Below are 10289 nucleotides of genomic sequence, written 5' to 3' on the forward strand. Positions count from 1 at the left end.
CGCCGAGCTCGCCGGCTTCGAACGTGTCGCCCTCTTCGCCGGTGATGTCGCCCTCGATCAGCGCCTTCGAGGCGAAGGCTGCCAGGTAGCCGAGGTCGGCCGGGTTCCACAGCGCGAACGCGGTGACGGTGCCGTCTTCGACGTACTCGCGCATCTGGTTCGGCGTGCCGAGACCGGTGATGGCGACCTTGCCCTTGTAGTCCGAGGTCGAGACGTAGCGCGCGGCAGCAGCGATGCCGACCGTGGTGGGCGAGATGATGCCCTTCAGGTTCGGGTGGCTCTGCAGCAGGGCCGCGGTCTTGTCGAACGACGTTTGGTCGTCGTCGTCACCGTAGACGGTCTCGACGATGGTGATGTCGGGGTACTCGCTGGCGGCGTACTCCTTCATCAGGTCGATCCAGGCGTTCTGGTTGGTCGCGTTGGCCGATGCCGACAGGATCGCGACCTCGCCGGCTCCGCCGATCTGGTCGGCGATGAGGTCGACCTGCACCTTGGCGATGCCCTCGGAGTCGGCCTGGTTGATGAACAGGTCGCGGCACTCGGGGTTGGTGTCGGAGTCGAAGGTGACGACCTTGACGCCCGCGTCACGCGCCTCGTTCAGCGCGTCGCAGATCGCCTTCGGGTCGTTGGCCGAGACGACCNNCAGCCGGGCCGACCTCGGCGAACGTGCCGCCGAACTCGTCGACGGCGGTCTTGCCGCCCTCGCTCGAGGTGTCGAAGTACGGGTTGCCGAGGTTCTTAGGCAGGAACGTGATGGCGAGGTTGTCGGATCCGCCTTCGCCCTCAGAGCCCGAGCCGCCGGAGCCGCCGCTGGTGTCGGCGCAGCCGCTCAGCACGAGCGCTGCGGCCACGGCGACCGCCGCGAACCCCGCGATCTTCTTACGTGCAAACGTCATTGTTCTTCCTTTCGTGATGATCACCGCTGGCGGGTGCCGGCGATGTGAGGCTGCCTCATGGTGCGGGAGAGGCTGCTACGCGGAGCGGCGGACCGGTCTTCGCACGGACGCGCTGCGCCCAGGCGAGGACGCTGGCTGCGACGACCGAGAAGATCAGCAGACCGCCGGTGATGATGTTGATGACGTCGGAGGTGACGCCCGCGAGGCGCAGGCTGCTGCCGAGGACTCCGATGAGCAGCACCGCGGCGACGACACCGTGCAGGTGTCCACGGCCGCCGAAGACCGAGACGCCGCCGAGCACGACGGCCGCGATCACCTGCAGCTCGAGCCCCGTGGCGTTGTCTCCTCGGGCGCTGCCGAAACGCAGCGTGTAGAAGATGCCCGCGAAGGCTGCGACGACGCCCGAGAGCACGAACAGGATGAACTTCGTGCGCTCGACGTTGACGCCCGAGAATCGCGCTGCGTCCTTCGAGAGTCCGATCGCGAACACCCCACGGCCGAACGGCGTGAAGTGCAGAAGCACGACGAACAGCACGAGCAGGACGAGGAACGGGATCACGATGTACGGGATGGTCGTTCCCGCGATCTTGGCTTTCGCGAGAGCGGTCCACGTCTCGGGGAAGTCGGTGACGGCCGTGGTGCCGAGCAGACCCACTGCGAGACCGCGGAAGAGCGCGAGCGTGCCGATGGTGACGGCGAGCGAGGGCAGTCCGACGATCGTCACGAGGAAGCCGTTGAACGCTCCGCCGACGACCCCGACGACCAGGGCGGCGAGGGCCGCCACCTCGAACGGCGCACCCGACTCGGTGAGCACACCGGTGACGACGCTGGCGAGTCCGACCATCGATCCGACCGAGAGGTCGATCTCTCCGGTGATCATCACGAGGGTCATCGGCAGGGCGATGAGCAGGATCGGCGCGACGTCGAGCAGCAGGTAGTTCGCGGTGATCGGCTGCGCGAAGCCGCGGATCGAGACCGCGGCGACGATGGTCACCAGAACCAGCAGGGCGATGATCGCGAACTCGCGGTTGATGAAGACGCGTCGCCAGAGCGGACGGTCGTAGTCGCGGATGACGCGCGTCGACGTGGTCGTCGTTGTCGTGGTCATGATTCGTCCCTCGCCTCGATGAGCTGGCGTCTCTGTCTGACCGCGAGCACCCGGTCGAGCACGATGGCCCCGATGATGAGCACGCCGACGACGGCGCGCTGCCAGAAGTCCGGGATGCCGAGGATCGGCAGCGCACGGTTGATGGTCATGAGGAGCATCGCGCCGATGGCCGCGCCCCAGACTGTGCCGACGCCGCCGGTGATCGCGATGCCGCCGATGACGGCGGCACCGACCGCATCCAGCTCCCAGCCGCTGCCGGCCTGCGAGCTGATGGATCCGTAGCGGGCGGCGTAGAAGACGCCCGCGAGACCTGCGAGTGCGCCCGAGAGGACGAACGCAGAGAGCACGCGGCGGGTGACCTTGAGGCCGTAGAGCTCTGCGGCAGACGGGTCTGATCCGATCGCGTAGTACTCACGACCGCCGCGGGTGTTGCGCAGATACCACGCCGCGAGTGCGAGCACGATCACCGCGATGATCGACAGCACCGGGATGAAGAGGATCTGCTGCGTGCCGAGCCCGAGGAAGTCCTTCGGCATGTCGGAGGCGTTGATGCGGTCGCTGCCGGTCCAGAGCACGTTTATGCCGCGGTAGGCATACAGCGTGCCGAGCGTGATCACCATGGCCGGCACCTTCGCGAATGCGACCAGCGCGCCGTTCACGAGGCCGAGGAAGGCACCGAGCAGCACGGCTGCGATCACGACGACGACGATCGGGATGCCGGGGACGTCGACGAACAGGCGTCCGGTCAGATAGGCCGTCAGGCCCATCACCGAGCCGACCGACAGGTCGACGTTGCGGGTGATGATGACGATCGCCTGCCCGACCGCGACGAGCATGAGGATCGACGGGGTGAGCAGCAGGTCGCGCCAGCCGTCGGAGCTGAAGAGGAAGGCGGGGTTCTTCACCGTGGCGGCGATCACGACGAGCACGAGAGCTGCGAGAATGCCGAACTCTCGCGCCCGGCCGATGCCGCCCGGCTTCTTCGCGATCGCCGGAGCGGCGGCCGCGGGTGCGGTGGTGGTGCTCATGAGTGCAGCTCCGATGAGTGGGTGGCGGCGAACATGACGTTCTCGCTGGTGGCGTCGTCGCGGGAGATCTCGGCGGTGATGCGGCCTTCGCGCATCACGAGCACGCGGTCGGCCATGCCGAGGACCTCGGGCAACTCGGACGAGATCATGAGGATCCCCAGGCCTTCGCCCGCGAGCTGCGAGAGCAGCCGGTGCACCTCGGACTTCGTGCCGACGTCGATGCCTCGGGTCGGCTCGTCGATGATCAGGACGCGCGGATCGGTGGCCAGCCACTTGGCCAGCACGACCTTCTGCTGGTTGCCGCCCGAGAGGGTGGATGCCACGGTGTCGAGCGCGTGCGTCTTGACCTCGAGGCGGGACGCCCACTCCTTGGCCGCGCGGTTCTCGATGCCGCTGGTGATCAGACCCCACTTCGACAGGCGCCGACGGATCGCGAGCGTGATGTTGCCGCCGACGCCCGCCTCGATGACCAGCCCCTGCTTGCGGCGGTCCTCGGGCACGAGCGCGAGTCCGCTGCGCATCGCCGCGGTCGGGCTGCGACGCGCGACGGCTGCGCCGAGCATCCGCACCTCGCCCTCGTCGTACGGGTCGACGCCGAAGATCGCCCTGGCGACCTCGGAGCGGCCCGCTCCGACGAGGCCGGCCAACGCGACGATCTCGCCCGCTCGAACGGTGAACGAGATGTCGTGGAAGACTCCGGGGCGGGTCAGCGCTGTGACTTCCAGCAGAGGGTCGCCGACGACGGCCTCCTGCTTGGGGAAGAGCTCGGTGACATCCCGCCCGACCATCTGGCGGACGAGCTCATCGACCGTCGTCTCGGCGATGGCCGTCGTGTCGATGTAGGCGCCGTCGCGCATGACGGTGACCGTGTCGCACAGGTCGAACACCTCGTCGAAGCGGTGCGAGATGAAGAGGATCGCACGGCCCTCGTCGCGCAGGCTCCGGGCGACCGCGAACAGACGGTCGACCTCGACACCGCTGAGCGCGGCCGTCGGCTCGTCCATGATCAGCACGCTCGCATCGAGCGAGATCGCCTTCGCGATCTCGATGATCTGCTGGTCGGCGATCGACAGGCCCTCGGTGATGCGATCGGGGTCGAGCGTCACGCCCAGGCGACGGAAGATCTGGTCGACCTCGGTGCGCATCGCCTTGCGGTCGATGCGGCCGAGGAAGCCGGTGGGCTGGCGCCCCATGAAGATGTTCTCGGTGACCGAGAGGTCGGGGAACAGCGTCGGCTCCTGGTAGATCACCGCGATGCCCGCGGCCTTCGACTGAGCGGTGCTGGTGAAGTCGACGTCGTCGCCGTGCAGGCGGAAGTCCCCGGAGTCACGGCGGTAGAGACCGGCCATGATCTTCACGAGCGTCGACTTGCCTGCGCCGTTCTCGCCGATGAGGGCGTGGATGGAACCGGGGCGGAGCGTCAGGCTGCCGGAGCGGAGTGCGACGACGGGGCCGAAGGACTTCACGACCCGATGCAGCTCGAGCGCGGTGGGGGGAGCGCTGCGGGCGGAGGCTGCGTCTACCACTGGCTTTCCTCTCCGTTGAGGGGGATGATGATCGGAATGAACTTTACCTGAATCGATTCAAGCTCGTTTCAGGCTAGTGTATGTGATGCCGGTCTCAGGTCAACCCCCGATGCCGAAGCGTGATCCGCCCGACGACGAGAGGACAGCCGAATGCCGATCAGCATCCGCGATGTCGCCGTCCGTGCGGGCGTCTCGGTGGGTACCGTCTCGAACGTCCTGAACCGTCCGGATGAGGTCTCGAGCGACTCGGTCGAACGCGTCACCCAGGCGATCGAAGAGCTCGGCTATGTGCGCAACGACGCGGCTCGCAAGCTCCGCGCCGGCGTCAGCACGACCGTGGGATTCGTGGTGCTCGACGGGCAGAACCCCTTCTACAACGACGTGGTCCGAGGCGCTGAAGACGAGGCGTCAAGCCACGGCATCGCGATCCTCTACGGCAACACCGACGACGATCCCTCGCGCGAGAAGGTCTATCTCGACCTGTTCCGCGAGCAGCAGGTGCGCGGTCTGCTCATCGCCCCGTACGGCGATGTCATGACGCAGCTGCGACGGTTCCGTGCGAGCGGCATCGCGACCGTTCTCGTCGACCGGTTCAGCGCCGACAGCGGATTCTCGTCGGTCTCGGTCGACAGCGTCGCCGGTGGCAGGTTGGCCGTCGAGCACCTGATCGAGGGTGGGCGTCGCCGCATCGCCTTCGTCGGCGGCCCCTTCGACATCCGTCAGGTCACCGACCGCCTCGCCGGCGCCCGCGCCGCAGCCGAGAACGCGGCGGTGCATGTCGAACTCGAGGTCGTCCCGACCGCGGCGATGACCGTCGAAGAGGGTGTCGCCGCCGGCGCCAGACTGCTCACCCGCCCGCGGCGCGAGTGGCCGGATGCCCTCTTCGCCGCCAACGACCTGCTCGCCCTCGGACTGCTGCAGTCGCTCGTGTCGGGTGGGCGCGTGCTCGTGCCCGACGAGATCGCACTGATCGGCTTCGACGACAACCCGTTCGCCGCGGCTGCCGCCGTCCCCCTCTCATCCATCCGCCAGCCCAGCCGCATGATCGGCCGCACCGCGCTGCGGATCGTGCTCGAAGAGGCCGCCGACCCCGAGAGCATCCCGCGCCAGACCGTGTTCCCGCCCGAGCTGATCGTGCGCCGTTCGACCAGCGGCTGATCCGACGCCGTCTTCCCCGGCCGACCTCGGCGGCTCACGCACATCTGCATGCCGAGAACACAGGTGCATGCCGAGATCGGCCTTTCCGGCATGCATCCGCCATCTGAGCATGCATTCGGCGTCGAGCCCCCCGATAAGACCCCCGCTCAGCTTTCGTACGCCCTCGCGACCGGCCGCCGCAGCCCCTCGTACTCGACCGACGGCCAGCGCTCATCGACCGTGAGCACCTCCCAGCCGTCATCGGTGCGCAGCATGGTGTCTTCGACTTTGCGGCCCGGCCCGGTCGGATTCCAGGCGAACGCCTGATCCTCGACGAGCAGATCCGCAGAGGATGCCGTCGCTCGCGGATCGCGACCGGCATACCCGGACGGCCCGCCCTGGTGATGGTGCTGCCACTCGTCGGCATCGAACCCGAAGCGGGCGTACGCCGCGGTGCCTGCCGCGAACGCCTCGTCGAGGCGCGCGCCCGGTGCCGACGCGTCGAGGAACGCACGCTCGACCCCCAGAATCGGCTCCTCGTCGACCGATTCACCGACCCACCGGGTCGCGTTGGCGATCAGGCCGTCGCGTCGCCCGCACACGACGATCATCGCGCGCTCGCCGAGCACGCCGGCGGTCGGAAGCGGATGCCGGAACCCGCCGCGCTCGGCGCCGGCGACCAGCACGACGAGCGGGTCGATGCCCCGAGCGATCAGCTCTGCAGCGGCGACGGCCGCGACGGCGCGCTCGCTCTGCGCCGGCGAGACCCGAGCGAGGACATCGGTGAGCGTCTCGGCCGTCTCACGCCCGAGCGAGCGATATCTCGCACGCTCGGCCGGCAGCATCCGTGCCCGCGCCGCGCGTAGCTGCGCGGCGGCATCCGCCTCGGCGACCCCCGCCATCTCGGCGGCGGCGACCGCCCGCGAGGGCCACCAGGGCACTCGGACGACGCGCTCGGCATCCTCGGGCAGCAGCTCTTCGGCGATCATCCGGTCGGCCTCGTTGTCGGCGACGAAGAGCACGTCACCGTCGGCCGCGGCCCGCACGGCGAGCACCGGCGCACCGGCGAGCGACACGTGGGTGCGCACGCCCTCGAGGTACCACGACACCGCCTCGTGCGAAGTGAGAATCAGCGGCATACCGCCGAACTCCGTGCGCACGCGGGCGACGCGATCCTGCTTCTCGATGCGGTCTTCGGATGCTCCGACCATGCGACTCTCCCTGTAGAACGTTTTCTCGTAGTATGACGACAGCCGCGACCGATCGCGGAACGGAGGGATGCTGATGACACGCGCATCGTCACGCCCCGGCATCACCGATGTCGCCAAACTCGCCGGAGTATCGCTCTCGACCGTGTCTCGCGCGATGAACGGAAACCCGACGGTCGACCCGGCCCTCGCGGAGCGCGTGCAGGCGGCCGCCGTACAGCTCGGATACACCGCCAATCCCGTGGCCCGCAGCCTGGTGCTCGGCCGCACGCAGACCGTCGCCGTCGTCATTCCCGATCTCGAGAACCCGACGTTCCAGGCGATCCTGCGGGGCCTCAGCCGGGCAGCCACGGCCGACGGCTATCACGTGCTGGTGGCCGACTCGCGGGAAGACCTCGATGAGGAGCACGCCCTCGCCAGGGCGACCAGGCTGCGCACCGACGGTGTGATCCTCTGCGCTCCCCGCATGCCCGAGGCAGACCTCGCCCGGCTGCTCCCCGCACTCTCCCCCGCCGTCGTCATCAACCGCGGACCGCAGTCCAGCGCTCCCGTCGTCGGCGCCGACTACGGGTCGGGCATGCGCGAGATCGTCGACCATCTGACCTCGCTCGGTCACCGACGGCTGGTGTATCTCGCCGGCGCCACCCGCAGCGTGACGCACCGTGCCCGGCAGGAGGCGATCGAGGCGGCGGTCTCTGTCGTCGACGGACTCGAGGTCGAGGAGATCAGCGCCGGCGTCGATTTCGACAGCGGCACGGCGGTGGCAGACCAGGTGCTCGCGAGCGGAGCGACGGCGGTCATCGCCTACAACGACCTCGTCGCGATGGGCCTGCTCTCCGCCCTGACGATCCGGCGGGTCGACGTGCCGCAGCAGCTGTCGATCACCGGCTTCGACGACATCCCCTTCGCCGCGTACACCTCGCCGCCGCTCACGACGGCCGCGGTTCCCGCGGTCGAGATCGGCGCGGCAGCCTGGGCCGCGATGCACGCCCAGCTCACGGGCGGCGATCCCACCCCGGCGCTCACTCTGACGCCGACTCTGGTCGTGCGCGGCAGCACCGCTGCTCCGGGCGTCGTCTGAGGGCTGCGTCCGACGTGACGGAAACGCGCTGTGCTATCGTCAAGAAAACGTTTCCTGAGTTCGAGATCAAAGAAGGATCACGATGACGAAGACCCGCTACGCCCTCGCCGGCGCCGGAGCCCGCGCACAGATGTACGTCGAGGGGATCATCGGCACGCACCGCGATCGCGCAGAGCTCGTGGCGATCATCGAGCCGAACCCCGTGCGGGCCGCGCACTACGCCGACCGCATCGCAGAGGTCGGCGCCCCCGCGCCCCGACTCGCCGCGCCCGACGAGCTCGAACAGGTCATCCGCGACGAGCGCGTCGACCGGGTCATCATCTGCTCCCGCGACGACCTGCACGCCGAGCTGATCGTCCGTGCACTCGAGGCCGGTGCCGACGTCGTCGTCGAGAAGCCGCTCACGATCGATGCGGCGAGCGCGGCGCGCATCGAAGACGCGGTCGAGCGCACCGGCCGTCAGGTCGTACTGACGTTCAACTACCGCTACTCCCCTCGCAACAGCGCACTGCGCCAGGTGATCCAGGACGGCACGATCGGCGACGTCACCTCGGTGGACTTCTCGTGGATGCTCGACACGAACCACGGCGCCGACTACTTCCGTCGCTGGCATCGTGAGAAGAAGAACTCCGGCGGTCTGCTCGTGCACAAGTCGAGCCACCACTTCGACCTGGTCAACTGGTGGATCCGCTCGCAGCCGACCCGCGTCTTCGCCTCAGGTGGACTGCGCTTCTACGGCGCCGACAACGCGCAGAGCCGCGGCCTGGGCGAGCGCCCCGCCCGAGGCACCCACGACGACGGCGACCTGTTCGAACTCGACCTCCGCACCGATGAGCGCCTGGCTGCGCTCTACCTCGACGCCGAGGAGCACGACGGATACAAGCGCGACCTCGACGTCTTCAGCGAGGGAATCACGATCGAAGACAATCTGGCCCTCGTCGTCGACTACGCCTCGGGCGCGACGATGTCGTACTCGCTGAACGCACATTCGCCGTGGGAGGGCTATCGCGTCGCGGTCAACGGCACGCTGGGTCGCGTCGAGCTCGAAGTCGTCGAACGCGGAGCCGTGCTCGCCGGTGAGGGACTGCATCCGCACATCGACCCCAGCCTCTCGGGCGGCGACGGCACGACCTCGCTGCGCCCCGAGAGCGAGCGGCTGATCGTGCAGCGGCACTGGGAGGCTGCCTACGAGGTGCCGATCGACGGCGGCGACGGCGGTCACGGCGGGGGCGACGAGCTGCTGCTCTCCGATGTCTTCGAGGGCGCGGGCGACGACCCGCTCGCCCGCCCGGCCGACTGGACCGACGGCATCCGCTCGATCGCGGTCGGCATCGCCGGCAACCGCTCACTCGAGACGGGACTGCCGGTGAAGGTCTCAGAGCTCGGGATCGCGCTGCTGGCACGACGATGAGGATCGTCGTCACCGGCGGCTCCGGCAGGCTCGGGCGCACGCTCGTCACGGGCCTCGCGGACGCCGGGCATGAGATGGTCTCGATCGACCGCGAGCCGACCGACGACCTCGCACGCCCCGGCATCACCCAGTTCTCGCTCGACCTGACGGATGCGGATGCCACGGCGTCGACACTCGCGGGCACCCATGCCGACGCGCTGATCCACCTCGCGGCGATCGCGGTGCCGTTCAGCGCGCCGGAGGATGTGATCCTCCGCACCAACGCCGCTCTCGCACAGTCGGTGCTCGGCGGGGCGGTGCGCGCCGGCATACGTCGAGTGGTCGCAGCCTCCAGCCCCACCGTCATCGGCTACGGCGCTCCACGCGGATGGACGCCCGAGCGACTGCCCCTCGATGAGACATCGTCCGCCGAGCCCTGGAACGCCTACGCCCTGTCGAAGCTGCTGATCGAGCAGACCGTCGACATGCTGCGGCGTCAGACCGGCGACGACGTGCGCTTCGCATCCTTCCGCCCCTGCTACGTGATCGCCCCCGAAGAGTGGGCCGGTGCTCCGACACAGCAGGGTCACACGGTGCTCGAGCGCCTCGACGACCCCGCTCTCGCGGCTCCTGCGCTGTTCAACTACGTCGATGCCCGCGACGTCGCCGGCTTCGCCCACACGCTGCTCGCCGCCCTCGACGACATCCCGAACGGAGAGGTCTTCTTCGTCGGCGCCGACGATGCGCTCGCCCGCCGGCCCCTGAGCGAGCTGCTGCCGCAGTTCCACCCCGGCACCGCGCGCGCCTCGTCAGCACTCACGGGCAGCACCCCCGCCTTCTCGTCGGCCAAGGCCGCGCGCCTCCTGGGCTGGCGCCCGGCCCGCACCTGGCGCACCGAACTCGTCGCCGGACGGC

Annotated in this window: 8 protein-coding genes and 1 pseudogene; 4 read left to right on the forward strand and 5 right to left on the reverse strand. The window is 69.0% G+C overall.

Going from position 1 to position 10289, the window contains the following annotated elements; genetic code table 11:
• The 4 genes and pseudogenes from J7E68_RS04645 to J7E68_RS04660 all read right to left on the reverse strand — a co-directional run.
• Positions 1 to 896, reverse strand: a pseudogene (locus J7E68_RS04645) (rhamnose ABC transporter substrate-binding protein); the annotation flags it as partial.
• Positions 897 to 951: 55 nt separating this feature from the next.
• Positions 952 to 2004: an ABC transporter permease gene (locus J7E68_RS04650; protein ID WP_215170293.1), complete on the reverse strand. Its 1053-nt coding sequence runs from the start codon at positions 2002 to 2004 to the stop codon at positions 952 to 954.
• Complete coding sequence (locus tag J7E68_RS04655) at positions 2001 to 3032, reverse strand: ABC transporter permease (protein ID WP_215170295.1); 1032 nt, start codon at positions 3030 to 3032, stop codon at positions 2001 to 2003. Before J7E68_RS04655 ends, J7E68_RS04650 begins: the two co-directional genes overlap by 4 nt.
• Entirely contained in the window at positions 3029 to 4558 is a 1530-nt protein-coding gene (locus J7E68_RS04660) for a sugar ABC transporter ATP-binding protein (protein WP_215170298.1), read from the reverse strand. The genes J7E68_RS04655 and J7E68_RS04660 overlap by 4 nt, the downstream gene beginning before the upstream one ends.
• 150 nt (positions 4559 to 4708) lie before the next feature.
• On the opposite strand from J7E68_RS04660, the gene J7E68_RS04665 reads away from it, so the two are divergent.
• Entirely contained in the window at positions 4709 to 5716 is a 1008-nt protein-coding gene (locus tag J7E68_RS04665; protein ID WP_215170300.1) for a LacI family DNA-binding transcriptional regulator, read from the forward strand.
• A gap of 146 nt (positions 5717 to 5862) precedes the next feature.
• Here the strand turns inward: J7E68_RS04665 and J7E68_RS04670 are convergent, their stop codons facing one another.
• Positions 5863 to 6906, reverse strand: coding sequence for a peptidase M24 (locus J7E68_RS04670; RefSeq protein WP_251048648.1), 1044 nt, complete (start codon positions 6904 to 6906; stop codon positions 5863 to 5865).
• A gap of 67 nt (positions 6907 to 6973) precedes the next feature.
• Here J7E68_RS04670 and J7E68_RS04675 point away from each other — a divergent pair, with 67 nt between their 5' ends.
• From J7E68_RS04675 to J7E68_RS04685, 3 genes are all read left to right on the forward strand, one after another.
• Positions 6974 to 7984, forward strand: coding sequence for a LacI family DNA-binding transcriptional regulator (locus tag J7E68_RS04675; RefSeq protein ID WP_396652483.1), 1011 nt, complete (start codon positions 6974 to 6976; stop codon positions 7982 to 7984).
• Between the two features lie 82 nt (positions 7985 to 8066).
• The gene (locus tag J7E68_RS04680; protein ID WP_215170304.1) at positions 8067 to 9395 is read left to right on the forward strand and encodes a Gfo/Idh/MocA family oxidoreductase; all 1329 of its coding nucleotides are present in this window, start codon (positions 8067 to 8069) and stop codon (positions 9393 to 9395) included.
• Positions 9392 to 10289: NAD(P)-dependent oxidoreductase (locus J7E68_RS04685; protein ID WP_215170306.1), on the forward strand; the 898-nt coding region annotated here is incomplete at its 3' end. The genes J7E68_RS04680 and J7E68_RS04685, both read left to right, overlap by 4 nt.

Origin of the sequence: Microbacterium sp. ISL-103, assembly GCF_018613995.1 — a bacterium.
Classification (GTDB): Bacteria; Actinomycetota; Actinomycetes; order Actinomycetales; family Microbacteriaceae; genus Microbacterium.